This window comes from Microcoleus sp. AS-A8 (genome assembly GCA_039962225.1).
Classification (GTDB): Bacteria; Cyanobacteriota; Cyanobacteriia; order Cyanobacteriales; family Coleofasciculaceae; genus Allocoleopsis.
This window is the reverse complement of record JAMPKV010000001.1, coordinates 214,018-240,713: the sequence shown is the minus strand read 5'-3', so window position 1 is coordinate 240,713 and position 26,696 is coordinate 214,018. Positions and strand designations below refer to the sequence as shown.

Here is a 26,696-nt window from a genome sequence, read left to right as displayed (position 1 = left end):
AAGTCTGGTGCAATGGATGGTGCAGAACCGATGCTTTTGCCGGAAAAAAAACGCCCACAAGGAAAGTGGGTGGAACCTTTTGTATTGCTTAGTCCGGCGGGAATTTGGTTATTTCTGTTGTTGGTGCTGCCAACGTTGGTGATTCTTGAGTTGAGTTTTGTACCCAACATCAAACCGGGGATGGTGGTCAATCCTTCGGGAGTTGACAACTATCTCAAAGTATTTAGTTCAACGAATTTGTTGGTAATGGCGCGATCGCTCTTTTTTGCGGTTGGTAGCACCCTCATTTGTCTGATTTTGGGATTTCCTGTCGCCTACTGGATTGCTCAGATGACCCCCCAGCGCTGGCGAAATTTACTGCTTTTGGGGTTTATCTTACCGTTGTGGACTTCTTCACTATTGCGTTCCTATGCCTGGATTACAATTTTGCGTCCTACAGGGGTACTCAATACGTTTTTATTGGAACCGTTATCGCCTTTCCTCAATCCGCTACTGAGCGGTTTGAATCAGTTACTGCATAGTCTCAATCTTGTATTAGAGAATTTAAGTTTACCCACTCTACCGCTTTTACAGCTTTTCCCGTGGAACATTTTGAACGAATGGCCAGCGGTGTTAATTGGTATGGCTTATAGTTATTTGCCCTACATGGTGTTAATTTTATATGCTTCGTTGGAGAAGTTAGACAAGCGTTTACTAGAAGCTTCAGCCGATTTGGGAGCCAATCCGATTCAAACATTTTGGAAGGTGACTGTACCGCAAACATTGCCAGGAATTGCGGCAGGTTCTTTGCTGGTATTTATTAGTGGTTTGGGGGATTTTGTCGATCCAGAATTACTGGGTGGGGCATCAAGTATGACGGGTGCCCGTTTGATTTATAACCAATTTTTGGGGCCAACACCCAACTGGGGGTTTGGTTCAGCCTTGAGTATGTTGTTAATTGTGACGGTGAGTATGGCGATCGCACTTTTGATTAAATATGGCGATCGGGATGCGGCATCACAGCGTTAAACAGGTTTTGAGCTTCTTATTGAGTCCGCGTAGGCATACTTGGTTCAGGTAGCCGCACCCTTCAGCGTGTCGGACTTTCTCTAAAAGAGACGTGCTAGATTGGCAGAAAATTCACTCTTGCTAACGTCGCGTCTGCATAACCTGGGAAGGTGCCAATGGTTTGGAAGAAGATTTGGACAGTTCTCAACACCGAGATTAAATGGTCCGATGGAACTGAAGCAGTTAAGGGTGGGGTAGATGCGACTAAAGCGTTGTTGGAACTGGCGAAAGCGCTAAATGAAAAGAAAACTGCCACAGAATTAGCGCCTTTAGTCGAGAGTATGTCTTCCCTTCTCGATGTGTTGAACTCTCCTCTCGTGCAGGTGGCAGGAACGGCATTACCGTTTGTTCCAGTGGCGGCGGGAATGCTCAAGTTTGTTCTAGAGCAGACGCACAAGGAACCGACTTTAGCAGAGTGTGTTGTATTAATCGGTCAAGCCGCTTACCTGAAGAGTTTGTCGGAGTTTCTCAACTCACCGGACAATCAGACGATTAAAAATAAGTTACTCAACAAACCGGCATCCGAGGACGTATCCAAGCAAATTAAAGCCTTGGGTAAGAAATTGGAAGGCAATGATTTTGAACTGAATGAGCGGGAGGCAAAGGAAGTACTGGTTTGCTTCCATGAGTCGAAGCTGGCGCAGGCGTTTAACCCCGTCCTTACTGCTCGTTTTCAGGATGCAGGACTCGCCCAGCGTGAGGCTGAGATTGTCACAGAGCGAGTCTCTCGTAGCACCCACCGCTATATGAAGGAGGCGTTTGCAGAGGCGGGAGAGTCGGTTAAGCAGTTAGCTCGACTGTATGGGGATGCGTGGCTGGGAGATTTGGAAGTCTACCACAGCATTGATGATTACTTGAAGAAGATTGCTGAGAAACCCAAGGAGAAAGTGTTTGAGGAATCCTTTGGGTTTGAGGATGTTTACGTGCCTCTGCAAGTGAAACCTGTCGATAAGGACAGTCGGGTTAAGGACGACGCAGAGGCGAAAAATATTGAGCAATGGGCAGTGGAATTGCTGCAAGATTCCGACAAGAAAAGGCAGGTGTTGTTTATCCAGGGGGGGCCAGGACGCGGCAAAAGTGTGTTTTGTCGGATGTTTGCTGAACTGGTGCGACGGGACTTGCACCCGATTTGGACACCGATTCTCATCCGCTTACGAGATATTAGCGCCTTTGACCCGACTAATTTTGACCAGACCTTAGAAGCTGCCGTTGGTACCCGCTTTACGAAGGAAAAGGACTGGTTGACAGATCGGAATACCCGCTTTTTGTTTTTGCTAGATGGGTTTGATGAGTTGTTGCTGGAACGGGGAGCGAAGAATGAGCTAAAGCATTTTCTCGACCAAGTGGATTCATTTCAGCGTAATTGTGCCACAGTAAGCGATCGCGGACATCGGATACTAATTACAGGCAGACCGATGGCTCTGTATGGGATTGGGTCAATGCCATCCAATCTAGAACGGGTGGAAATTATCCCCATGCAGCCAGAGATTCAACAGCAGTGGTTTGGTAAGTGGGAAACGCTGGTAGGAATTGACGCTGCACAGAAGTTTCAAGGGTTTTTGCAGGATGATAGTTGTCCCAAGCAGGTGCGAACTCTGGCACAAGAACCGCTCTTGCTGTATCTGCTAGCGAAAATGCACCGGGAGGGACATCTGCGGGTCGAGATGTTCCAGCAAGCTAGCCCAGAAGAAGTCAAAATCAAGATTTATGAGGAGACAATCAACTGGGTGTTAACCAAGCAGCGAACCGACTCGACTGGGGACGATTTGAATGAGAAGATTGCTGACCCGGACGTGTTTCGCAGCATCTTAACAGAGGCAGGGTTGTGTGTGGTGCAATCCGGGGGAGAACATGCATCCATTACCATGATTGAGGAGCGTCTGGGGCAAAAAGACGAGGATGCCAAGACATGGCTGGAAGCGGCACGGAAGCAATCGCAAGACGACGCCCTAAAGAATGCTCTCGCTGCGTTTTACCTCAAATCGGCGGCAGAGTCAGACAAACAGGGCGACCCCAAGGTGGAGTTTTATCATAAAAGCTTTGGTGAGTTTTTGTGTGCTCAGCGCTTGCAGGAAAGTCTAGAAGAGTGGACGGAGAAGAGGAGCAAACGCGGCAAAACTTATACTGTCTCCACTGAGAAACTGAACTGGGAAATTTATGACCTATTGGGCTTTGGTGAGCTAACACCGGAGATTGTAGAGTACCTGATGGCTCTGCTGAAGCAGGGTGATGTGGACTGGGAGGTGCTGTTTGATCGACTTGAGGAGTTTTATCTGGATTGGTGTAAGGGGAAGTTTATTGAAGCATTAGACCCAGCCGCCGAAAACCTACCGCTCAAAAAATTCAGACAACTGCAAAAATATGGGATTGGGGAACTCGGGCAGCGCACGGTTGATATATTTGCCGGGTTCAACGTTTTAATCTTGCTCCTAGAGTTGCATCGCTATGCCCAAACCCAGGATAAGCTGAAAGATCAAATCAACTTCCACCCTTGCGGTCAGCCTGACACAGACGAGTTCGATCCTGAACGCTTGCTCCAGATAATGAGCTATAGTCAGTGCTTAGGTGCCTTTGTCCCTAGCATAATTCTAGGAAGTTTCTTCAGAGGAGCATTCCTCATCAAAGCTGACCTCTACCAAGCCAACTTCTATCAAGCCAAATTCTACAAAGCCAACCTCAGCCGAGCCAACCTTAACCTAGCCGACCTCAGCCAAGCCAACCTCATCACAGCCAACCTCAGCCAAGCCAACCTCAGCCAAGCCGACCTCAGCCAAGCCAACCTCATCAAAGCTGACCTCTACCAAGCCGACCTCAGCCAAGCCAACCTCATCACAGCCAACCTCAGCCAAGCCAACCTCATCACAGCCAACCTCAGCCAAGCCAACCTCAGCCAAGCCAACCTCAGCAGAGCCTTCCTCTTCAAAGCCGACCTCGAAGCACTTCAATGGGACAATGAAACTAAGTGGGGAAATGCTATAGGACTGCACGAAGCCGTTCGCGTCCCTTCAGAATTGGCACAACAGCAGGCTTTTCAGGCTGCTGTTTCCTTGAGTCAGGGCATGAGTTGGGTACAAGAGGGTAAGGTAGAAGACGCCATCCAGGCTTACGAGAAAGCCCAAACCCTTGACCCCAAGTTGCAGATTTCTGCCCAGTCTTGGAATACCCTCTGTCATTATGGCTGCTTGCACGGTCATGCCTCGAAGGTTCTCTTCGCAGGTGACGAAGCAGTGAAACTAGAACCTGACCGTAAATACTATCAAGACAATCGGGGACTTGCCAGAGCGCTGACAGGCGACCTAGCTGGGGCAAAAGAGGATTTTCAGGCAGTCTTGGATAGTGGTTATTTTGATAAAAGAGAAAAGGAGAAGCAGCGACGAGAGCGTTGGGTCGAAGTCCTAAAGGCGGGGGAAAATCCCTTTACTCCAGAGGAGTTGGAGGCTCTGCGGCGGGAGTATGGCTTGAGCGATGGATGATACCATTTCACGTTTGTTGTGCTACACATCGACCCCCCCAGCCCTCCTCATCCTCACCTTCGGCTCCGGTCGCTCCGCTTATTAAGGGGGGAGAAAACTCTTAAAGTCCCCCTTTTTAAGGGGGATTTAGGGGGATCTGCCCAGATACAACGTTCTCGGATGAGTTTGAAAAAACACCCCAGCCCTCCTGATTAAAGGGGGAATTTTTACTAGATCTGTTGCAAAAACTTGGGAAAACGGTATAACGTCCTCTTAAATGCTTAAGTACTCCGCGATCGCATACAGGTAATAGGGACGGCTTAATGACAGACAAACTCTCGTATCCACAGGAGGAGGATATCCCTGTCGATATGCTGCTATCTAAATCTAAACTCAACGTTTCCTGGCAGGCCGTTTTCTCGGCGTTGATGTTTTTTTATATGTACCTGCCTATCCTGGTACTCACGTTTTATAGCTTCAATGATTCGGCTTATAGCGCGAATTGGAAGGGATTTACCCTGAAGTGGTATACCAAGCTATTTGATGACTCGCGCATCCTCACGGCATTGCAAAATAGCCTGACGGTGGCACTCTTAGCCGTTGGTATTTCTGCGGTGCTGGGGACGTTCATGGCGGTAGGTTTAGCCCGCTATCGCTTTCCAGGAAAGATGTTGTACCGGGGTATCTCTTACCTACCCCTGATTGTCCCTGATATTGCGATCGCTGTAGCCACTCTTGTCTTTCTCGCCGTGATTGCTGTACCCCTGAGTTTGTGGACGATTGTCGCCGCTCATGTGGTATTTTGTATTGCTTATATTGCAGTTAATGTCTCTGCCCGAATTTCTGGTCTTGACCCTCACCTGGAAGAAGCAGCTCTGGATTTAGGGGCAACACCGTTTCAAGCCTTTATCAAGGTTTTATTGCCGGAATTGATGCCAGCCATTGTCAGTGGTTGTCTCATCGCCTTTGTCCTCAGTATGGACGACTTTCTCATTGCCAGCTTTACGGCAGGTACGGGGGCAACGACTTTACCGATGGAAATTTTTAGTCGCATCCGAACCGGTGTTAAACCCGATATCAACGCTTTGAGTGTGATTCTGATTTTGTTATCGGGCACTGTTGCATTGGTTGGGGAATTGCTGCGTTATCAGAGTGAGCAGAAACGTTTTAAGTGATTTAAATTAGCTAATTTCTGGTAATGAGTAATGAGTAATGGGTAATGGGTAATGGGTAATGGGTAATGCCAAGAGTTTTCTACTTCGGCAGTTATGAGTCCCTAGCTTCTTTCCAGATAAAGAGACTCGTAGCGACGAGCTTGAAGTTCTAGAGTAAATTCTTTTTCAGCTTTTTGACGGGCGCGATGTCGAAGGCGGTTCGTTTCTTGATTCTCTAATATCCAAATAATACCTCTAGCCAAATCTTCGCTATCAAAGGTTTGAGCGAGATAGCCATTGTGTTGATGTTCGATCATATCCGGCATCCCGCCAATATTGAAGGCAACGCAAGGGGTACCACAGGCGAGTGCTTCCATGACTGTATTTGGCAAGTTATCTTGAGTGGAAGGAGCCACAAATACATTGGCGGCAGAATAAACAACGGCTAAGGAAATATCATCGTTCAGTTTACCTAAATAATGGCAAGGTAATCCTAAATCAATGGGTTCTTTGGGCCGAGCGGCACCGAAAATTACCACTTCTATTGAGTCATGCCATTCGGATTTTTTGATACTTTGTAAGGCTTGCTGAAGGAAGTGAAATCCCTTGCGGCGATCGCTATTGGGATACATCGCCCCAAATAATATAAGTTGTTTATCTTGAGGCAAATTCAGGACTTCTCGTGCTACCTGTTGCGGGATGGGTTTGTACTGCTGAGTATCCAGTCCATTCGGAATGACTTCCACGCGAACATCTTTAAACAGAGAACTCGAACTCGCGCACTTGCCTAGCCAGGTACTAGGAGTCACAATGGTTAAGTTTAAATCCTGCCAAGCTTTAAATTTTCGCTGCCATACCCAGCGGGAAATATCACCGTTTTTACTACTACTCAGTTGAGGACAAGCACCACAGGAATTGATATAGCGATCGCATTCTTGAGAGTAGTGACACCCACCTGTAAACGCCCACATATCATGCAGTGTCCACACGATGGGTTTCTTAAATTTTGCAATGGATTCAATAGATAAGTAGCCATGACAAACCCAGTGTAAGTTAACGACATCTGGAGAGAGTTTGGCTACTTTTGAGATGATGCCATCTGGAAGCCATTGCAGGGAAAAATCTGCCGCATTGCGCTGACGATAAAATTTTAAGGGTAAAGCATCTAAACGTTCAGGTAGTTTTAGCTTAGCGTTAGCCTTTGTGAGAGTCGTTTGAGGGGAAAATACAGATGGCTCATCACTATATTTCAATTGCACTAGAATTTGAGATTCTACACCCAAACGCTGTAAACCCTGGTGCAACCGTAACGTTGCCCGTCCTGCCCCTCCATCGTCAGATTCACTCAGATGTAAAACTTTCATCTAAACATATTACTGAGCGTAACGCCTTATTTTCAAGGGAGGCATTCTACACAGTTTGTCGATAACAAACCGTTGAAGATCCTCTCTTAAAACCTGACTCCTCACGCCTAATCTTAAGCTCTGCCCATCGTTTTTTTAACTGCTTGAGCCACTCGCGCCAATTTGGGCCGATTCCATACATACTGCCACACATCCGTTCTCAATTTTGCGGTTGGTGAATAATATTTCTGGTGCGAAGGAACTAATCGATACTGCATTCCTTGATACACTTCATAGTCGATAATACTCGGCTTTTCCGCATAGCGACTACCGCTTGGATACTGGCTGGGGAGATAATGAGCGGTTAGGGATTTTCGGGAATATTGGGGATTTGAGGTTGGGAAGGAACCATGAACTGTTCCAGAATTCCAAAATAGTACATCTCCTTTTTTCAAGGCAGGAGCATAAATTTCGTTTTGATGAAGCTCTACATATTGCTTCAATTTTCTCATATAAGGACTATTTGAAGCTTTTTCATCAGCCGTTAAGTCGAGTTCAACTCGATGAGATTTGGGCAAAACGTAGAATCTACCAGCTTCTTCGTGGATGTCTTCTAAGGCAAACCATCCAGCTAGCAGATGACCGCTCGGCATAGAGTCTAAATAGTACCAGTCCTGATGAGCCGGTGTAGCCGCGTTCAGATCGAACAACATGGACTGCATCAAGTTATGCTCTGGACTATTGGTGAGTTGAGTCAGCGCGTCTCTAACTTGTGGGGAGCAAAAAATTTGTTTAATGGTTTCATCAAACTCTGGATGGTTTGGGTAATCGTGAACATTCAAAAAAGATTCTTCACAATATCCAAACTCATTCACTTGGTTTCTTTCCCAGCGGTTGCTGGATTGTCTAAAAAAATAGCTATTCGAGTTCAGGATTTGTGATTTATATATGTCTAAAAGCTGATCAATAAGACTTTCTGGAATAAGCTTTTGAAAGATGTAATATCCATTGTCGTCATAATACTCTTTCGGCTGGCTCATAAGGTCACCCTGGAGATTTTTCAATACTTTATTCATCAATTGATGTTTTTGACATTTAATCGTTATTCTGCTTTTAACACATCTATCTTAAGGAAGAATAAATATTTAAATTTTAGTTAATCTTTTGTCTAACCTGATATTTATTGAATTTATTTTAGTCCTAGACTAGATATCCTACTGAGCTTAGAGCTTTAATACCTTCTTGATTTTATTTTGAACTTTCTTGAAGATGTTTGGGTCGTAATCAAACAACGTTCTTTGGGTAAATTTATCAGCCTCTAAGTCTCGCAGGATAAAAGGTGGATGTTTTAAAGGAAAATCCATGGCTTCTATTGCCATTTTAATATAGGGATCTTTTTCATCATGGATGTGAGTTGCTTCTGCACCATACCCAATATTAGTGACCAAATTTCTATCAGAAATAATACATAACCCATTTTGGAGCCAACAGGAAAACATCCATTTAAAATCCCATCCTGTTAAACGTCCATCATATAACATCTGAGCTGTTCTTTCCCAAACTTTGACAGCATAAGGGTCTTCTAATATATCTTTCATCAATCTTTTGTCTTGAACTTCAGGCCAGAGTTTAAGGCCAACATCGAAGTACTGCCATGAACGTCTCCAAGTTGCCCATCCCCAGCAAAGGGTAAAACGAGAAAAATAGTAACTGTACTCTGTTCTTTTGCGTCCAAATAGGACATTTTGCCCCGATATATTCATGACTCTTTGATCGTGGCGATATCGGTCTAGCAATTCTTCACAATAGGTAAAAAAAGTAGGATGAGGAATGCAATCATCTTCCAAGATAATTGCTTCTTCAACAGTGTCAAACACCCAATTTAATCCATCGATAATTCGGGGATCGCAACCTAAGTTAATATCAGAGTAATTTTTGAAAACTTGGCATTTCCAGTCTACGCGATCAATAATTGCACGAGCCGAAGCGCACTTTTCTTTATCTTCAGGTCGGTTAGGACGAGGGCCATCGGCAATGACTAAAAGTTGGGCTGGTTGAACTTGGCGAATGACCTCGAATACTTTTTCTGTATGATGGGGGCGATTGAAGATAATCAAGACAACAGGGGTTTTCATCTGCGAATGAAGCTTTATATAATTTTATATATTTGAGCAGAATGAGCTTGAATTAAATAAAAACAGTTGCAGTTTCAGGGTAAGAGTTTCTGGAATTTAATATCAATACATATATATCAGTTTCCTGTATTTTTTGACGCTCTGCCGGCCAGTCTCCTACTTTTTAACAACGAGTGTAATTTTACGGTTTAGATTTATATCAATGATTACATTCCCAACAATCCAAGCAGTAGAATCCCTTTGGTTTGGTGAAGGAATATTTTTCGAGTTGGGGAATAAAATGCACCAACAGCGTAAGCCGAAATGATTTGGCTAATGACGGTTGCGATCGCGGCTCCTAATCCTCCGTAGTAGGGGATGAAAAAATAGTTTAACACGATATTCACAACTGCACCTGCGGCGGCTGTTGCGGCGGAAAACTTCATTAACCCCTCTGTGGTAATCCAGGTTTCTCTAGCCACCCCTAAAGACACAAACAAGCCTGCCCAAATATGTATATTTAAGATTGCCCCTGCTTCTACATAATTGTTGCCGTAAAGCAGCGTAACAATTTTGGTCGATAAAAACGTAACCGGAATTGCAACAACATAAGCTAAGGCTGACACCGTCGTAAAAAGTTGTTGTAGCCGTTTGTAATAAACTTCCTCACTGATTTCTTTGGCTTGTACAATGATGGGAAACACTGAGTTCACGATCGCACCGGGAACAAAATACCATAACTCTGATATTTTGACGGCTGCCGAATAAATACCAACGGATTCATCCCCTACCATCTGACCTAGCATGACTTGGTCAATCCGCATATAAATCATAATGACGATTCCGGAGAGAATTAGGGGCCAGCTATCTTTGAGTAATGATTTGGCATACCTAAAACTAACTTGCCATGCCTTAATTAGATTCCCCGTCAACCGATAAGCAATGAGCATCCCGATCGCGCTCAAAATATACTCTACAACCATCGCGATCGCAAAAGCGACGAGTGGCGCTTTCATCTGAATTAATACAATTTTGATGCCATTGATGATTACATAAGCGGCATTCCTCGCCCAAACTGAATATTTTGACTGAACTTGCGATTGAAACCAGTAATCAATGATGTCAAATGATTGAACAATCGTTCCAGTTGCAACAATGCCTACCAACCAGAGAGTTTCTTGATAGTTAGGACTGCTACTAGAGGTAGAAAAAAAAATGACTCCGAAGGTAACGAAAAACGTTACAATGCTGGCAATCAATTTGAGGATAAAAGCTGTGCCCAGAGTTTCGTTTTTATGCGATATATCGCGAGCCAGGTTACGAATGACAATATTATCTAACCCTAATTTGGCAAACGGAACAAATAGCCCAACAATGGCAATAGCGTAATTAAAGCGACCGAATTTTTCTGGGCCAAGATAACGAGCGATCCAAAGTCCAACCAGCAGACCCAGAAACATCTGCACAATCTTTTCTGTAAACAGCCAACCCGTATTCCCAATAACCTTACGCAGATTAGGGGTGATCTTTTGCCTAACGGCAGAGAGCTTGTTTAGCATCAAACGTTTCCGATTTTAATTAAATTGCATTTAAAAACTGACTATTCAGGTATTAACGAAAGCGGTAAAAAAAATCGCTCTCAAGTTCTATAAACTTTATTCAACTCCTTAACGGTAAACTCTCAGAGTACACAGTTCGCTTAGTTAGACTATCGCCTTTTCCGGAGGTATCCAAGGTTAATCGAACAGTAGTTACCACATACCAAAACCAAATACTGGTAATTCCTACCAGACCTGTTTCAGTCAAATTTGTCATCAAATTATACGTTAACAGTAAAAGCGGCAAACCCGCTTCCGGTAAAGGAGCTTTACCTAAATAAACGACCGATTTGGCTACATTATTAACAAATGAGCACGCAAACAAAGCCACGCCTAACCAACCCAATTCAAGACCCAAATCCAAAAATCCATTGTGAGAATGCGCTGGTTGAAATTGCGTTTTAGCAACGATAATGTCACCTCCTGGGTTGTCGGCTCCTCGCCACGGTTGCCAAAAACCTGATAATCCGTAACCCAAAATTGGACGTTGGTTTATTTTATCTACAATAATCGGCCAAAAATCGGTTCTTCCTGTTAATGTCATATCTTTATTCAGAGTATCTACGACAATAAATTTTAAATTTTCTGTAACAACAATGGACACGCAAATACTTACTATCATAAAAAGAATGACCGAAACAAAAGCCCATTGAACCTTCAGTCTTTTTACAAAACCAAAGTATCCCCACAAACTTAGTAACACTACCGTTAAGACTTTACTGGCTCCACTGTTACCGTTAATCAATGCAATAAATGATAGAACAACGAATGCAAGAGACAGGCGACGTTGCTTAGGATCATAAAAAGCATGCATTAACCACAAAACGGCTGTTTGAGCCATGAAAAAAGAGAATTGGTTTTTGTGACCTAAGACCCCATGCCAATCACTTTGATTCTCTTTAATCGCATAAAAAACACAAATAATGACTAAAATAATGTTGACCCATCGCCAAAATCGATAGAGTTCTGTCCAAGAATACTGCTTGCCAAAATAAATAGCAAAAATTGTCACCTCTAATAAAACTAAAACTGTTTTGAGGGTGAGATTTATATCATTTGACCAAAATACAGATAGGGTCGCTAAAAGCAAAAACAAACTGAAAAAAGGAGCTTTAACAAAAATGTCTGCTAAAACCATAATATAATTTCTTAATGTATAACGCAGCCGGGAAACTATAATACAAAAAATAATGCTATAAAATCCAACTTGACCCGCGATAGTAGGGATGGTGGTTGTGATCAGCATCAAAGCTCTAGGATGTAATTTATCAAAGGGGCTAAGGGTGGCTCCCGTTGACCCCGCTATACTGATCAACAACATTCCAAAAAACAACATTTCTATCGTCTTGGTCAGTTTTTTATTTCTGCCTGCATAATGAAAAATTATGAAGAAGTAAAGGATGGCAATCGCTACAATCAAAAAGAGAATCAGAGGGCTGCTTAAAATAAGTTCGTTCATAATTATTGCCTGATTGGATTCACAGGTTAACCAAAATGTTGCGATTTTAGATTAAAAAAGGTCTTGAGTGGTTCACAAAGTCACTGAGTTATTGAGGCAACCAGAAGATCACATCACCCAGCTTGTCGGGTTGACGATAAAATCGCAGGAAACTGGGTAACATTGCCCAATAATTGCCTCTTGCCTGTTCAATGTGGGGGCATTCATGTTAGTCAATCCTCATTTGTAACAGAAGCAGCAGTATCCTTCGACGTCGAGCCATCCGTTCCTCTGGCGCTATACCGGCCTTACTGAGCATGATATACTCTGTTTCCGGAAACCAGATCGTTTATACTTCTATCCAACTCCGTTAGGTTAAAAATCCCGATTAACCCTATGGGTGCCACAGAAAATGAGTCCTACAAACCAAACAATACCGACTAGATTACCAGAGTTCGATTTACTTAGAAGTTTGGCCATAATAGGAGTCGTCATTATTCATATTACAGCCCCCTTGGACTTATATGCCCATCAGGGGATTTTTATGTATTATCTATTTGTTATCACTCATTTGGCTCAACGATTTTGTGTTCCCGTATTTCTAATTATTAGTGGTTTTTTCTTGACATATAAGATTGATAATCAACAAAATCCAAATTTGGTTTTAAAAAAAAGACTATTTAGGATAATTCCTCCTTATCTTTTTTGGTCTTTATTTTTTTATTTTTTTGACATTGCTTTAGGTGAAAGAAGGTTCAATTTATTTTCATTAATCAAAGATTTATTGACGGGTTCGGCGGTAGGTTCTTATTACTTTGTGGTTTTGATTATCCAATTTTATGTTTTGTGGTGGCTCTTATCCAGGCTAAGAATTTGGAGTTACACAAAATTGTTGATGATTTCTCTGGGTCTTCAGATTTTAATCACAATTTATTTGTATTATTATCTATTCCAAATTCATTATTTCCCTATAATCGATTTAATGTATCGCTCAGTAGCGGCTTGGTCTTTTTATTTTGTGTTCGGTTTATTCTTAGGAAGAAATTATGAAAATACTAAAAAAACTATTCAAAAATTTAGACTCCCTTTATCTCTATTAACCTGTATTTTTCTAATTTTTAGTATCGTTGAATTTTACGTCATTGATGGTTCAAATTTATCAGTTCCTATTAATACTCAAGCCGGAATAACAGGAGCAAGGCTTGAAACGGCTATTTCCTATTGGCGCATATCTTCACAACTTTATTCTGTCGCTTTTTTTCTCCTGATTATATCCTTCCATAAGACGATTTTTTTGCCATTTGGAGTCAATCAGATTTTTAAAAGAGTATCGGAATATTCTTTCGCCATTTATCTCATTCATCAACCTATTATTTGGAAAGTTTTTTTTAGAGTATTTCAATTATTAGGGACTGGAACCTTAGCTTCTTTTTTGGTGATTTTCGTGATCGATTTGGGGATATGTTACGGCTTGATTTATTTAGGTTGTAAATTTTTGCCCAAAAAGTACAGCCGATATGTCTTTGGGTTATAACCCCATACGCTGAAAAATTCCTGAAATAGAGACAAAGGGTTGTATAAAGATATAGCGATACGAGCAAGCGCTAGTTTCGCACTCTTGGCTTTGCAGATAGCACCATGGCTCCCAGCTTTGGCTGGTCACCGGTAGACCCCCATTCACAATGTTGTGAGTTTTCCAACGATCTGTAATGTCAAGAAAAGCACCAGTGTCAGGGAGTTGTAATACTCGGTCTACCTAACTTACTGATACTCCCTGTGGACTGAGGTCTCTAAGCTATGCTGGAAGCGCGTTTCTGAGGGAAGGGAAAGTCAGCGATATGAACTGGGTATTTTCAGGCCCTTTAAGGGTGGAAACGGTGGAAATTGCGATCGCCGATTTACCGGCGTCATTAAAAGGCACAAAACTCGTACAGCTTTCGGATTTGCACTACGATGGCGTGCGGCTATCGGAAGACTTACTGGCTCAAGCCATTGAAGCCTGTAACCAAGCTGAACCCGATTTAATCTTGTTAACGGGCGACTACGTCACGGATGACCCGAACCCCATCTACCAACTCGTGCAACGGCTAAAGCATCTGCAAAGTCGCGTAGGTATCTATGCGGTACTCGGTAACCACGACCTTCACTACCGTCGCTCAAAAGCCCAAGTGACAGACGCCCTCACGAGCATTGGAGTGCGAGTGTTGTGGAATGAGATCGCCTATCCTTTAGGGTCAGAATTACCTGTCGTGGGATTCGCCGATCTCTGGTCGCGTGAGTTCAATCCCGCACCCGTCATGAATCAACTTGACCCAAAGACGCCCCGCATTGTTTTGTCTCACAACCCTGACACGGCTGAGTTATTGCAGCAATGGCGAGTTGATTTGCAGTTGTCGGGTCATACCCATGGGGGTCAGGTTGTGATTCCAGGAATTGGACCCGGACCCGTATTGCTGGAAAAGCTCCAGCCCCATATTCCCAAACCAATGCAGCGCTGGATTCCGTTCATGAGAGCCTGTACCAGAGTGGTCAAGCATTGGGAATGGTGCCAAGGACTACATCAAGTGGGGAACAATCAGCTTTATATCAATCGAGGTTTGGGCAGTTACGCGCCAGGACGCTTCTTGTGTCCGCCAGAGGTTACAGTCATTACTCTGGTTTAGAGCTGAGGGACTGACGCCTCATCCTCCCCAATAACTAACAACAGGGACGATTACCCCCCACAGTAGTGCTTGGACACTAGCAAGTCCCACAAGGCTTTCGCTATCGCAAAACTCTGAGTTTCGTTATAGTACTTCTGAGCGCGTTAGTATCACGCTCAGGTGATCCGTCAGACCATTACGCCATCTGCTTACAGCAGTGCGAAGTGCTATCGTAAGCTAACCCTCTTCACTCCCTGGGACATTGAAAATTCCCTTTCCTGAGTGCAAAATGTGGCTTTGGCTATCGAACTCAGGTTTCATCCATGAGACGTAAATTGCTCCATATCGGGGTGCTCCCTCCAACTTGGTTACGCTTTTTAATCATCATCATCTTAGTCCTGGGTCTATTTTTTCGGTTTGTTAATCTTGACCGAAAAATTTACTGGATGGATGAAACCTATACCTCTTTACGAATTTCTGGCTACACAGAATCAGAAGTCGCACAGCAACTTCTCGAAGGTCAAATCCTTCGCCTTCAAGACTTACACCAATATCAACGTATCAATCCAGAAAAAAGCATCGTTGATACAGTTAAAGGTTTAGCCACCGAAGAACCTCAACTAGCCCCCCTCTATTTCATATTGGTGCGTTTTTGGGCGCAAATGTTTGGCGATTCAGTAGTGGCAATCCGAAGTTTTTCCGCCTTCCTAAGTGTGCTGGCGTTTCCTTGCATCTATTGGCTGTGCTTAGAGTTATTTGAATCGTCGCTGGTAGGAGGGTTAGCCTGCATGTTGCTAGCCATTTCCCCTTTTCAATTAGTGTACGCCCAAGAAGCACGGCAATACAGCTTGTGGACAGTGGCGATTTTGCTGTCTAGTGCTTCGCTTCTACGAGCCATACGCATCAATAGTTGGCGGAGTTGGGGACTTTACGCAGCAACAGTAGCAGTGGGTGTTTATTCTCACTTATTTTTTGTCTTAGTTGCCATTGCCCAGGCTATCTATCTCTTGGTTATTAACCAGGGTCGTTGGAGTAAAACGTTAAAAGGTTATTTCCTCAGCTCGATAGTAGGAATCATCGCTTTTTCTCCTTGGATTGTCGTGATTCTAACCAACTACAAGCAAGCCTTAACCATGACAGCAGCTCAAGACACCAAAACCCCGTTATTATATTTTCTCAAAAGTTGGTTAGGTAATCTAAGCCGTAATTTTATTGATACGGGATTTTCTTCCGGTTCGCCTTTTGCAGTACCCTGGCATAGTTTAGTTTTCCCCAGCCTAAGTATCTTAGTTATCACTGCCTTAGTTATCTATTCTCTTTACTTCCTAGGTCGTTCTTCTCCTAAAAGAGCTTGGTTGTTTATCTTTTTGTTAATTGGCTTTACTTCATTAGTCATCATCATACCGGATTTGATTTTAGGAAGACGTACATCTGTTACAGGCAGATATATGATTCCTGCTTACCTAGGAATTCAGCTATCAGTTTCTTATTTGTTGGGGTCTAAAATTAACCCTACTATTTCCTCCAACAGATTACATCAATTCTGGAAGCTGATTCTGCTGGCACTACTCACAAGTGGTGTTATCTCTTGTGTAATTATTTCTCAATCCCAAACTTGGTGGAACAATCTCACGGATACCGATAATCGACAACTCGCTCAAATCATCAATCAAACCAGTAATCCGTTGGTCATTCAAGAAATTGATTCTGTCCCACCTCGTTATAATGTTTTTAATCTAATTTCTTTAAGTTATCTGTTAAATTCAGAAGTAAAGTTTAAGTTTATTCCTAAAAATACGGTGACTCAGATTCCCCAGGAGTTTAGTAATATCTTTTTTATGGCTCCCTCTAATGCCTTGCAATCAGGAATTGAGAAAGATTATAGAACTAAAATAGAGCCGCTCGATGGAAACCCAGAAAGCAGGTTGTGGAAATTAGTACAACATTAAAACCTATGTATTTGTATCAGGAATCATAGGGTATATCGCTCAGGCTCAGATTTTGCACTACCAAGTAAACCATGAAAATCACATTAACACCGCACTGGGCGCTTCCTCCCACTGGGTTACGAATTTTAATCATCGTTTTGTTAGTACTGGGTGTATTCTTTCGCTTCACCAATCTGGGCCTTAAGGTTTACTGGCATGATGAAACGATTACCTCATTACATTTGGCTGGTTACACTGGGGAAGACGTGCGGCAACTAATCTTTAACGGGGGTATCGTTGGTGTTCGAGATTTACTGAAATATCAGTATCCAACACCAGAAATTAGCTTAAACGATACTCTTCGCACCTTGATTATAGAAGACCCTCAACATCCGCCCGTCTATTATATATTGGCGCGCTTTTGGATGCATTGGTTTGGCAATTCTGTGGCAGTCATCAGGAGTGTATCTGCCGTAATTAGCCTGCTCGTATTTCCCAGTATCTATTGGCTATGCATCGAATTATTTGAATCGTCCCTAGTGGGATGGGTTGCGATCGCCCTAAGTTCAATCTCACCCGTGTACGTCGTCTTTGCTCAGGAAGCACGAGGGTATAGTCTATTGATGGTAACTATCCTCCTATCAAGCGCTTCCCTTCTAAGAGCCATGCGGTTGAAGACTATAGGAAGTTGGATAATTTATGCCATAACTTTGGCATTGGGGCTTTATAGTCTTCCCTTAATTCTACTCACAGCTATTGGACATGGGCTTTATGTGGTCATAGTCACGGGCTTGCGATGGAACAAGACGATTGCCTCTTATCTTCTAGCTTCATTAGCAGGAGTTTTAGCATTCACCCCTTGGCTTGCACTAACTTTTAATAGTTTAACAAAAGCCCAGGCATCAACAGCTTGGTCTGGCACTAAAGTCCCTTTATCCCGTTTAATCAAAAGTTGGGTGGGCAACATTAGCCGGGTTTTCTTTGATATCAACCTTGATGCCAGCGCTCCGGCAATTTACCTAATTCCTCCCGTCTTAATTATTTTAATTTTAGTCATCTATGCGTTCTATTTTCTGTATCGTCAAACCTCTCCAAAGATTTACCTATTTATTTCAACCATGATTGGGGTGCCCTTCCTGGCATTATTGATTCCCGATCTGCTCTCAGGTGGACTGAGATCCAGCGTGCCTCGATATCTTGTCCCTTGTTTTTTAGCCATTTTGTTAACTGTCGCTTACCTTCTCGGTCATAAAATTGCTTCAGTTAGCTCGCTACAACAAAAGCTCTGGCAATCTGTGATGCTGCTCCTAATTTCTGCTGGCATTATATCCTGTGTGGTCTATTCCCAGTCTCAAGTATGGTGGAACAAAAAACCTAGTGATACTCATGTTCAAGCCGCGACGATTATTAATCAAACAAATCGTCCCTTACTCATTACCAGTTACTATCATGCTAATTTCGGTGAACTCTTATCAATGAGCTATCTACTCAATCCCAAAGTGCAGCTTCAATTAGTATCAGAACCGAATATACCCCAAATTCCTCAGGGGTTCAGTGATATTTTTGTTTTTAACCCTTCTCCTGCCTTAAAATCTGGACTCGAAAGAGACTACAACAGCAAAGTCGAGTCAATTGAACCCAGCGAACTCCAACTTTGGCAACTCAAAAAATAGTTAAATAAAGTATGAATTCATCCCACCCATAAACAGATGGGATACAAATTAAGGATAAAAACTTAACCTCTAAGGAACTGACATTCAGAACTCCCGATCCGCAATATTCCGCACATTGCGAATAGTATGGGGCAAGACGCCTACCAAAAGAGCAAAGGCTTCGTCCGGCAACTTCGCAAGAGTCTCCGAATCAAAGTACTGTTCAAACTGATTAAGAATCATCTGAGCACGTTGTGCCGGCACAGGATTGTCGGTAATTTGTCGAGTGAGCCGAATCCACTGTCGCCGAAGCGCATAAGCGCGTTGCCGCTCATCAGCCGTTTCCGGATAAACCAACGAAAAATTACCCACTAGCAGTACTCGCTGGCAATCCAAATCGAATAGCCCACCTACTGCCGATCCGGGTCCAGCAAATTCGGCGTGATAGCGCTTATACAGAATTAAGCCATTCCGACGCCGACTATTAACAATTAGCAGTTGCTTATCATGCAACTGCTTGAGGACTGCCAATGCCTGTGAGTCTTGAAACTGATCCATGCCACTATAGCCTTGAGAGTCGGCGAAACCTATCCGGCGGGCAAGCACCTCCTCTTCGTAAAGAGCTGTCTGGCAACGCTGTTTGTTATCGCTCTCCATCTCAACTTGTATTGCTTAATTTCTCTGAGCAGGGAGGCACCCAGACCGAAAGCACGACCGACAAACTCAATTGGTATAAGTTCTTGAGGATACACTAGCAGAAAAATTCACTTTACCATCTGTTTTTAATTACCCTATCAAACAAACTCCGATCAGGATTGTTTGTTGCTCGTTAACTTTGTAACTCCATTTTATGGCATGCCGGTTGGGTACAGGAAAGATTGCAGTCAGGAGATCATAGATGAGAACAGAGCCGATAAATTTTTAAAAATATTAACATTTAATCATTCTTGTCACAGAACTGTTATACTAGCCTTCTGCTGGAGCTTCAGCTCGTTCCACTCAGATCAATGTGTTTATGTAAGAACAGGCGTTTAGGTTGCCCAAACAGCCATGCACTGTAACTCGGCTCAACCTGGCGCAGTTGATATCCAGCCTTGAGATAAAGCTGCCGTGCCTGGTGATTGTTTTCTAGCACATGAAGGTAGAGGTCTGGAAACCCCCATTCTAGAGACGTTTGTTCACAGGCAAGGAGTAATTGTCGAGCAACTCCCAGGCGGCGATACGATTTTCTGACAGCCAGATTAGAAATATAAGGATATTGAGAGGCATGAGCTTGCCAAGATGGTGGAGAACGCAGCGCAATCTCCACAGTTCCTGCTAGAACTTCACCCGAATCCGCAACCTTAGCCCCATTGGCAACAGCAACCAAACAAACATAATGGGGCGAGTTCGTTCGCAACCGATTTCGCAAATCTTCGTAAATCCCCAATCGGAGCATGGGGTAAGCCCAACGGATCACCCCAGTCCGAGGATGAAAGCTGTCAGTTAAAATTTCTGCCAGAGTGGTCAGATCCCGAACTTGAGCGGTGCGGATCGTAAAGTGCGATACACCAGTCGTAACGGCATCCTGACTGGTAGGGGCTGGCTCATAGGGCGTCAAGAAGGAGAAGCAGGGGTTCACAACCACAAAAATAGTTTGGGCAAAAAACAGCTAAAAACGTTCAATATGAACAAATTATCAAAAATTTACATGTCTTAGATCAAACAGAAGTCTGTCAGGCGATTGTACAACAACTGTTGTAGTTTTCGGGTGCCAATTTATGGGGTCAGGGGGGAATGGAGCCTGAGAATACCAGAGAAGAGCGTGAGGATGAGGATGCGGGAGTGGGAGATATGGGCGGTCAGTTATTTCTGCCTGGGGAAACTAGAGATTCCCACACAGGAACACAGACAAGAGCGTTTCTAGTTTAGGGAAGGATAGTATTGTACAAGTAGTGCATCGAGCAATAGCAGTCAAGGCAAAGCCCCTAGCTGCGCCCCGACGTAATCAACAGACCCCTATCCGGATGAGCCTTGCATCATCAAGGTATGTTTCTAACCGCCGATTTCCAGGACTAGCTTAACTAGATCCAGGTTTGTCACCGCGACCTCAGTGGCTCGGCAGAGGATGAAACCGCCAAGCGTTAGAAACAAATTTTTGAGTGGATAACCTCTGTTCTTCTTTTCAAAGGATACAACCATACTAGAAAACAAAAATTAAAATCGATTGGGGTGCACCACAACCATAACGTTAACTCCGGAGGGTCTCTTTCTTTGTAGGCAGGCAACAACTCGCCTCAAAATTAGGATGGATCAATTTAGCCCCGATCGCCCAACGAACGAGCCACCCCTCTCAAGAGAAGAATCTGTGAACACTGTGCAGACTTTTTTTACCCGACAAGCCTTGGCAGCAGGAGAGCGGTGCATGAAATCCCAAGAAACAAGTAAGCCCAAACTTCTGGTTGTTGACGACGAGCCAGACAATCTTGACTTGCTTTACCGGACTTTCCATCGAGAATACAAAGTCTTGAGGGCAGACAATGGGCCTGCCGCACTAGAGATTTTGGCTCATGAAGGGGATATCGCGGTGATCATCTCCGATCAGCGTATGCCCCTGATGAGCGGCACTGAGTTTCTCAGCCTCACTGCTACCCGATACCCGGATATCATCCGGATTATCTTGACCGGCTACACGGATGTGGAAGACCTTGTAGAGGCGATCAACGCAGGTAAAGTCTTCAAATTTGTCACAAAACCTTGGAATTCTGATGACCTCAAGGCAGTTGTGCGGCAGGCGATGGATACCCACAATGTCTTGAAGGTTCGCACCAGAGAACTGTGTCGGGCACTGCGCCGGGAATCTCTCCTGAATACCGTTACCAATACGATTCGCAACGCCCAGTTTGGGCAGGAGGGTGATTCTCCTCTACAGCAAATCCTGCAAAGGATTGTCGAATCCGTAGGGCATCTGCTGGAGGTCGATATTTGCCTTCTACGTCCCTTTCAGGATGGCCGGTTGGTCGATGAATGGTTTGTGTATCAAAAAGAGCAAGGGTCGCTACGCTCCGGAACAGAGGCCGGGCTGAATGGCTCTGCTAGGTCTGAAGAAATCACGCCTAAGAAGCCCGAACCCATATCCACGGATTCAGAAATTGGGGCCGGAGAGAGCGTAATGGGTGATTCTGCGTTGTTCGCGTCACCGCGTCTGCCCATCTCCCCGTCATCCTCTTCCCCTAGCCCCTCTTTAGGCCAATCCTCCTCTTACCCCTCCTTGTTGGAACAAACCGTGTGGGAAACCCGCGAGGTTGCAGTGATTAATGATGTGTTAACGGATGAGCGCTTCCTGGGTGAGAGTGCAGAAATTCGACAACGAGCGATCGCCTATCAACAAACCAACATTCGCTCAACCTTGGTCGTACCCCTGATTAGTCAACAAGAGTTAGTCGCAGTTCTGGCTCTGCATCAATGTGAGCAGCCTTACTATTGGCAAGATGACGAAATTCAGTTGGTGGTGATGGTTGCCGACCAAGCGGCGTTGGCGCTTTCCCAGGCACGCGCTTACGAACAAGTGCGGGCACTGGCAACCCAGCAAGCTCTAGTGAACACGATCACCAACGCCATCCGTTCAACCCTAGACCCCCAAGAAATTTTCACGGCAATTACTCAACAATTAGGACAAGCGATCAAGGTGGATGGCTGTACTTTATCGCTGTGGAGAGAAGAGGATGAATTTGTCCAATGTGTAGGCTTGTATGATGGTAAATCGGCTCAAGCGGTGGAATCTCAGGACAAGGACAATTCCACTACATCCTTGATCAATCAATCCTCCAACTCTGGCTTTGTGGCTCATCAGTTGCCCCAATCCCTTGTCCCCATTTCTGGGAATCCGGTGCTGCAACAGCTAGTGAACACCCAACAGCCAGTCGCGATCGATGATTTGGCGGCGAACCCAGAGATGAAAGGGTTTGATCTCCCCTTTCGCCAACCCGCACGCGCACTTCTGGTGGTACCCTTATTGGCTGATAGCGCCAGCAGTAACGCTAGCGTGAGCGACAGCCAAACAACGCCAAGAGTGTCAGGACAACCATCCGGCACAATTATTGGCAGTATTACCTTGCGCCACACCTACCGCCCTCGCCATTGGCTACCCTCAGAAATCAATTTAGCTCAGGCCGTGGCGGCACAAGCCGCGATCGCCGTTCAGCAGTCGCGACTCTATCAGAAAACACGGCAGCAAGCTGAGCGGTTAATGGAATTAGACCGACAGAAGACCGAGTTTTTCCAAAATATTTCCCACGAATTCCGCACGCCCCTAACCCTGATGATTGGGCCGCTGGAATCGGTAATTGAGCGGAAACAGGATTTACCTTACGAACAATGTGGGATTGCCCTACGTAATTCTCGACGATTATTGCGCTTAGTCAATCAACTCCTCGATCTACATCGACTGGATGCCGGTCGGATGCAAGCCAGTTTCCGTCCCTGTAACTTAGTCCAGTTTGTCAGCCAAATTGTCGAAGCGTTTCGGCCTTACTGCGATAAAAAGAACATCCGTCTCTCAACCCAGCTAACACGCTGCACTCCGGTTTATGTAGATTTAGAAAAATTTGATAAGGTGCTTTATAACCTCCTATCTAATGCCATGAAGTTTACCGACGCTGGGGGGAATATTACCATCAACGTAGAACCAGCAGGAGACCATGTCCGGTTGCAGATTAGCGACACGGGCATTGGCATTAAGAAGGAGCAAGTGCCCCATTTGTTTGAGCGGTTCCGACAGGCAGAAGGGTCAGTCAATCGCAGTTATGAGGGCAGCGGTTTGGGGCTGGCTTTGGTGAAAGAACTGGTGGAACTGCATGGAGGTCAAATTTCTGTAGAGTCGGTTTATTCAGAAGGCACAACCTTCACCGTGTGGCTCCAAACGGGGACATCTCACCTACCCGTTGAGCAAGTACTGGAAGTGCCCACAGAAATGCAGGTAAGTCGGGCATCGGTGGAATTAGCCGACTTAGAAATCGAATTGCCCGTAGAGGAAGAAGAACAGGGAACTGGGGAACCTCAGATCAAGGTGACGGGAGTGCCTGCTTCTCCCCCATCCAAAGTCTTGGTGGTAGACGATAATTCAGATTTACGCGCCTATGTGTCCCGCATTCTAAGGCAGGAGGGCTATCAAATTCAGATAGCTCGCAACGGAGCAGAAGGGTTCAAGGTCGCTCAGGAGTACCGTCCCCAGCTGATTGTGGCGGATTTGATGATGCCGGAGGTATCGGGTTTGGATATGATTCGGATGATTCGCGACACTCCAGAGTTGAAAGGGACACCGATTATTTTGCTCACGGCGAAAGCGGATGAAGCGACCCGAATAGAAGGAACTGAACAAGGAGCCGATGCTTATCTCTCGAAGCCGTTTAATGATCGGGAATTATTAGCAGAAGTACGGAATTTACTGGCACTCAAGGCGAATGAGCAACGGGTGCTGGAATTGAATACGTATCTGACAGAGTCCGTACTGAGGCGCTTTTTGCCCCCGGCAATGGTTCAGAGGGCGGCCAAGGGCGAACTAGAGCTAGATTTAAGTCCAGAGCAAACCTTGATTACAACCTTGTTCAGTGACATTGTAGGCTTTACTCAGCTATCAAATACCTTGCGATCGCGCCGTGTAGCCGAGTTGCTCAACGAGTACCTTGCTGCCATGACTCAGGCTGTTTTTGAGAATGGCGGTACGGTTGATAAGTTTATGGGTGATGGAATTTTAGCCATTTTTGGCGCTCCGGAGGTACTCGCACCACAAGAGCAAGTACGAAGAGCCGTCGCAACAGCACGGCACATGTTGCGTTCCCTAGAACAGCTCAACCAGCGATGGGAAGAACAGGGGATTGTTGGGAAAGATGGGCCACCTCCTGTGAGATTCCGTTGTGGCATTCACCAAGGAACGGCGGTTGTGGGAATGTTCGGAGGCAAGGAACGCTCAGACTATACAGCGATTGGGCCTTCGGTTAACATTGCTTCGCGGCTACAAGAAGCGGCTGAACCCAACTCAATTCTCGTCTCAGCCAACGTCGCTGACTGGTTGGACGACAGTGAAATTACCAAGTTCCGTCCCCTGATGCTCAAAGGTGTGGATGAGACTGTTCTTACATTTTCAGTCAAGCCCATAAAGAGCAATTCTGGCAAGAGGTGACCTCAACTCAGTGATATATAAATGTCTAAGCTCAACTTTACTCATCAGGAATCTAATTTTGAGGAATGAGCGTCTACTTACAGTGCACAAATTAGCGAATGCGTGTGAATCATGAACATTTCACAATGGCTGCGAGTCGCTGGGCTAGCTGTCGCTTCCTTGCTTTCCATCGGTACTTTGAGTCCGACAACCGCCGCGACTTTTGACGACGCAGAAGTTAACGGCAATAATTTCATTGCTGTCGCAGCTCCCTACGGCGACAACAAGCATCAACTACTGATTATTGAACAACTTTCAAATCGCCGACCTTGCTGGAGTGAAACTGGCAGCAACCCGGTTAGTGTCGATCCTCTACTCCTAAACTTTGACTTTACAGGGATTTGTGGGCGTAGCACCGATAGTAATGGCTATTCGCTCCGCATGAGTGGTGAAGACCTCGGTTTAGACTATATTCTCAGAATCGTTGAGCGTAATGGGGAATTGGTGCTACTTGGGACACCCCGTGTCAATCGCAGTGCAGCAGAAGTTGAAATTGGCAGCACGAAGGGCATGACGAACGGTTTTGCCAAGATCATTCTCAACCCAGGTTGGCGGTTTACGAGAAGAACCTATCAAGGAAAGTCATTAGGCCATATCTACCTGACGACTGATTCATCAGCTCCGGTAGCTTCCCAGTCGAATACGCCACCTCGACCTCTACCGAGTTCTCAACCTGCCCTTTCCACGCCTCCACCTGCACCATCAACCCCTCCTGAGCGGGAGTTGATTTTTACCAAGCCTGGAGATGACTCAACGGTTCCATCAATCGGGGTTCCGAGCGCTCCAGAGCCGTCGTCTCCTGCTACGCCAGAGCGTCAGATTCCTGTGTTTGTGGTGCCAACCAACTAGAGGGCTGGTCTATTTTAAGGGACTGGAGTGATAGATATTCTCCCCACCCTGCTTACGCTGACCACAGCTTGAGCGAGGATGGGGATGCCAGCGTTCCCGATTGGCAGGAACGACACAAGCAACCCACCTATTCCTGCCGACAGCCATGGGAGTAACGATAGGGTGAGGGGCTTTGGGCGAAAAAAGCTAAAATTGCTAGGCAAATAGGAGGAGTGCATGAAGGCGCAAGTATTCCGAGGGGTTAATCAACTGAGTTACGAAGAGGTGCCTGTTCCCGAACTTCACGCCGATGAGGTGCTGGTGCAGGTGCGAGTAGTGGGACTTTGTCAGTCGGATATCAAAAAAATTCGTTATCCCCTATATGAGCCTCCGCGCATCTACGGACATGAAACGGCGGGTGTGATTGCTGCTGTCGGAGACGAGGTTACCGGTTGGCAGGTGGGGCAACGGGTTGTGGTGATGCACCATATCCCTTGTATGCGCTGCGGCTACTGCCTCAATGACAATTTCTCGATGTGCGACGTTTATAAAAATATCTCTACAACAGCAGGGTTTGTGCCTAGCGGTGGCGGCTTTGCCGACTATGTCAAAGTTCCGGGACATATCGTCCGCAATGGGGGGTTAATTCCGATCCCAGAGGGAGTCAGTTTTGAACAAGCGAGTTTTGTCGAACCCACAAACTGCTGTCTTAAGGCGGTGAAAAAAGCCCAGGTTAACCCCGGTCAAACCATTTTGGTCACTGGGGCGGGTCCGATTGGACTGATGTTTATTATGTTGGTGAAGTACTTTGGAGCAAAAGCGATCGCCACTGACCTCATCCCTGCCCGGATTGAGAAAGCCCAGGCGGTGGGGGCTGAGGCGGCTTTTGATGCGCGTGATCCCGACTTACAAGCTAAAATCTTCGCTCTCACCGAGGGTATGGGTGTGGATACAACCCTACTCGCTGTTCCCAGTGAGAAAGCGTTTTTCCAAGCCTTAGACTGTACCCGCAAAGGCGGCAAAATTGTATTTTTTGCTGAATTTCCCGACGAGGTGGAAATTCCCATTAATCCCAATATCCTCTATCGCCGGGAAATCGATCTGATGGGGAGTTATAGTTCTTCTTATCGCATTCAGTCCTTAGCTACGGATATTGTCTTCAACCGACGCATTGATGTGGACGCCCTAATTAGCGATCGCTACCCTCTGCAAAATTTAGCCGATGCGGTTGAACGTGCGATCGCCCCAACGCCGGATACTTACAAAATCTTGATTTATCCTCAGTTAGAGTAGCGCCGATT

The 26,696-nt window shown here is 45.1% G+C and carries 17 protein-coding genes; 10 read left to right on the top strand and 7 right to left on the bottom strand.

From position 1 onward, the window contains the following. Nucleotides 1-30 precede the first annotated feature (30 nt). From NDI48_00985 to NDI48_00975, 3 genes are all read left to right on the top strand, one after another. The gene (locus NDI48_00985) at nucleotides 31-1,008 is read left to right on the top strand and encodes an ABC transporter permease (GenBank protein ID MEP0829779.1); all 978 of its coding nucleotides are present in this window, start codon (nucleotides 31-33) and stop codon (nucleotides 1,006-1,008) included. Between the two features lie 155 nt (nucleotides 1,009-1,163). Next, nucleotides 1,164-4,520, top strand: a complete 3,357-nt coding sequence (locus NDI48_00980) for a pentapeptide repeat-containing protein (GenBank protein MEP0829778.1) — start codon at nucleotides 1,164-1,166, stop codon at nucleotides 4,518-4,520. Between the two features lie 302 nt (nucleotides 4,521-4,822). Continuing rightward, complete coding sequence (locus NDI48_00975) at nucleotides 4,823-5,674, top strand: ABC transporter permease (GenBank protein MEP0829777.1); 852 nt, start codon at nucleotides 4,823-4,825, stop codon at nucleotides 5,672-5,674. Between the two features lie 101 nt (nucleotides 5,675-5,775). Here the strand turns inward: NDI48_00975 and NDI48_00970 are convergent, their stop codons facing one another. The 5 genes from NDI48_00970 to NDI48_00950 form a co-directional block, all read right to left on the bottom strand. After that, on the bottom strand, nucleotides 5,776-7,017 hold the full coding sequence (locus NDI48_00970; protein MEP0829776.1) for a glycosyltransferase family 4 protein: 1,242 nt from the start codon (nucleotides 7,015-7,017) through the stop codon (nucleotides 5,776-5,778). A gap of 113 nt (nucleotides 7,018-7,130) precedes the next feature. After that, entirely contained in the window at nucleotides 7,131-8,036 is a 906-nt protein-coding gene (locus tag NDI48_00965) for a phytanoyl-CoA dioxygenase family protein (GenBank protein MEP0829775.1), read from the bottom strand. A gap of 183 nt (nucleotides 8,037-8,219) precedes the next feature. Beyond that, nucleotides 8,220-9,131, bottom strand: a complete 912-nt coding sequence (locus NDI48_00960; GenBank protein MEP0829774.1) for a glycosyltransferase family 2 protein — start codon at nucleotides 9,129-9,131, stop codon at nucleotides 8,220-8,222. Between the two features lie 206 nt (nucleotides 9,132-9,337). Next, complete coding sequence (locus tag NDI48_00955; protein MEP0829773.1) at nucleotides 9,338-10,669, bottom strand: flippase; 1,332 nt, start codon at nucleotides 10,667-10,669, stop codon at nucleotides 9,338-9,340. Between the two features lie 100 nt (nucleotides 10,670-10,769). Then, nucleotides 10,770-12,167, bottom strand: coding sequence for an O-antigen ligase family protein (locus NDI48_00950; protein MEP0829772.1), 1,398 nt, complete (start codon nucleotides 12,165-12,167; stop codon nucleotides 10,770-10,772). A gap of 391 nt (nucleotides 12,168-12,558) precedes the next feature. On the opposite strand from NDI48_00950, the gene NDI48_00945 reads away from it, so the two are divergent. The 4 genes from NDI48_00945 (at nucleotide 12,559) to NDI48_00930 (ending at nucleotide 18,389) form a co-directional block, all read left to right on the top strand. Further along, entirely contained in the window at nucleotides 12,559-13,680 is a 1,122-nt protein-coding gene (locus tag NDI48_00945; GenBank protein ID MEP0829771.1) for an acyltransferase, read from the top strand. Nucleotides 13,681-13,984: 304 nt separating this feature from the next. Then, nucleotides 13,985-14,809, top strand: a complete 825-nt coding sequence (locus tag NDI48_00940) for a metallophosphoesterase (protein MEP0829770.1) — start codon at nucleotides 13,985-13,987, stop codon at nucleotides 14,807-14,809. Nucleotides 14,810-15,111: 302 nt separating this feature from the next. Continuing rightward, a complete protein-coding gene (locus tag NDI48_00935; GenBank protein ID MEP0829769.1) occupies nucleotides 15,112-16,737 on the top strand; it encodes a glycosyltransferase family 39 protein in 1,626 nt (541 codons plus the stop codon). 71 nt (nucleotides 16,738-16,808) lie between these two features. Next, on the top strand, nucleotides 16,809-18,389 hold the full coding sequence (locus NDI48_00930; GenBank protein ID MEP0829768.1) for a glycosyltransferase family 39 protein: 1,581 nt from the start codon (nucleotides 16,809-16,811) through the stop codon (nucleotides 18,387-18,389). A gap of 84 nt (nucleotides 18,390-18,473) precedes the next feature. Here NDI48_00930 and NDI48_00925 read toward each other — a convergent pair whose 3' ends face one another. Both NDI48_00925 and NDI48_00920 read right to left on the bottom strand, forming a co-directional pair. Beyond that, on the bottom strand, nucleotides 18,474-19,025 hold the full coding sequence (locus NDI48_00925) for a hypothetical protein (protein ID MEP0829767.1): 552 nt from the start codon (nucleotides 19,023-19,025) through the stop codon (nucleotides 18,474-18,476). A 328-nt stretch (nucleotides 19,026-19,353) separates the two neighbouring features. Beyond that, nucleotides 19,354-19,995: a GNAT family N-acetyltransferase gene (locus tag NDI48_00920; protein MEP0829766.1), complete on the bottom strand. Its 642-nt coding sequence runs from the start codon at nucleotides 19,993-19,995 to the stop codon at nucleotides 19,354-19,356. Nucleotides 19,996-20,772: 777 nt separating this feature from the next. Here NDI48_00920 and NDI48_00915 point away from each other — a divergent pair. From NDI48_00915 to NDI48_00905, 3 genes are all read left to right on the top strand, one after another. Then, nucleotides 20,773-24,528, top strand: a complete 3,756-nt coding sequence (locus NDI48_00915; GenBank protein MEP0829765.1) for a response regulator — start codon at nucleotides 20,773-20,775, stop codon at nucleotides 24,526-24,528. A 111-nt stretch (nucleotides 24,529-24,639) separates the two neighbouring features. Beyond that, nucleotides 24,640-25,416, top strand: a complete 777-nt coding sequence (locus NDI48_00910) for a DUF3747 domain-containing protein (protein ID MEP0829764.1) — start codon at nucleotides 24,640-24,642, stop codon at nucleotides 25,414-25,416. A 216-nt stretch (nucleotides 25,417-25,632) separates the two neighbouring features. Continuing rightward, a complete protein-coding gene (locus NDI48_00905) occupies nucleotides 25,633-26,688 on the top strand; it encodes a zinc-dependent dehydrogenase (GenBank protein ID MEP0829763.1) in 1,056 nt (351 codons plus the stop codon). Nucleotides 26,689-26,696: the final 8 nt, after the last annotated feature.

Bases quoted from the DNA above. Each gene is read 5' to 3' on its own strand.
- NDI48_00985 (MEP0829779.1), top strand. From the start codon at position 31: ATGCTTTTGCCGGAAAAAAAACGCCCACAAGGAAAGTGGGTGGAACCT.
- NDI48_00980 (MEP0829778.1), top strand. From the start codon at position 1,164: ATGGTTTGGAAGAAGATTTGGACAGTTCTCAACACCGAGATTAAATGG.
- NDI48_00975 (MEP0829777.1), top strand. From the start codon at position 4,823: ATGACAGACAAACTCTCGTATCCACAGGAGGAGGATATCCCTGTCGAT.
- NDI48_00970 (MEP0829776.1), bottom strand. From the start codon at position 7,017: ATGAAAGTTTTACATCTGAGTGAATCTGACGATGGAGGGGCAGGACGG.
- NDI48_00965 (MEP0829775.1), bottom strand. From the start codon at position 8,036: ATGAGCCAGCCGAAAGAGTATTATGACGACAATGGATATTACATCTTT.
- NDI48_00960 (MEP0829774.1), bottom strand. From the start codon at position 9,131: ATGAAAACCCCTGTTGTCTTGATTATCTTCAATCGCCCCCATCATACA.
- NDI48_00955 (MEP0829773.1), bottom strand. From the start codon at position 10,669: ATGCTAAACAAGCTCTCTGCCGTTAGGCAAAAGATCACCCCTAATCTG.
- NDI48_00950 (MEP0829772.1), bottom strand. From the start codon at position 12,167: ATGAACGAACTTATTTTAAGCAGCCCTCTGATTCTCTTTTTGATTGTA.
- NDI48_00945 (MEP0829771.1), top strand. From the start codon at position 12,559: ATGAGTCCTACAAACCAAACAATACCGACTAGATTACCAGAGTTCGAT.
- NDI48_00940 (MEP0829770.1), top strand. From the start codon at position 13,985: ATGAACTGGGTATTTTCAGGCCCTTTAAGGGTGGAAACGGTGGAAATT.
- NDI48_00935 (MEP0829769.1), top strand. From the start codon at position 15,112: ATGAGACGTAAATTGCTCCATATCGGGGTGCTCCCTCCAACTTGGTTA.
- NDI48_00930 (MEP0829768.1), top strand. From the start codon at position 16,809: ATGAAAATCACATTAACACCGCACTGGGCGCTTCCTCCCACTGGGTTA.
- NDI48_00925 (MEP0829767.1), bottom strand. From the start codon at position 19,025: ATGGAGAGCGATAACAAACAGCGTTGCCAGACAGCTCTTTACGAAGAG.
- NDI48_00915 (MEP0829765.1), top strand. From the start codon at position 20,773: ATGAAATCCCAAGAAACAAGTAAGCCCAAACTTCTGGTTGTTGACGAC.
- NDI48_00910 (MEP0829764.1), top strand. From the start codon at position 24,640: ATGAACATTTCACAATGGCTGCGAGTCGCTGGGCTAGCTGTCGCTTCC.
- NDI48_00905 (MEP0829763.1), top strand. From the start codon at position 25,633: ATGAAGGCGCAAGTATTCCGAGGGGTTAATCAACTGAGTTACGAAGAG.